This window comes from Pseudoalteromonas sp. S3260 (assembly GCF_005886925.1).
Classification (GTDB): Bacteria; Pseudomonadota; Gammaproteobacteria; order Enterobacterales; family Alteromonadaceae; genus Pseudoalteromonas; species Pseudoalteromonas tetraodonis.
Genome location: NZ_PNCV01000361.1, coordinates 1 through 254 on the forward strand (window position 1 = coordinate 1; position 254 = coordinate 254).

Below are 254 nucleotides of genomic sequence, written 5' to 3' on the forward strand. Positions count from 1 at the left end.
AACGTATACGCTGTTTAAACGTGACTTTGCGTTTTATCACGGTGTGCAATTTAACACCGTGGTGTTAGACGAAGCGCAGGCGATAAAAAACGCGCAGTCGCAGTTAAGCATCAAGGCCAAGCAGTTACAGGCCCAAACACGAATCGCACTCAGCGGCACACCCTTTGAAAACAATTTGCAAGAGCTCAAATCGGTATTTGACTTCGCTTTGCCCGGGCTGTTAGGCAGCGACGCTCAGTTCAAAAGTAACTTTC

At 47.6% G+C, this 254-nt stretch carries 1 protein-coding gene; it reads left to right on the forward strand.

Annotated elements, in window-relative coordinates; all coding sequences use genetic code 11:
* Window positions 1-254: SNF2-related protein (locus tag CWC14_RS18800; RefSeq protein WP_138564395.1), on the forward strand; the 254-nt coding region annotated here is incomplete at both ends.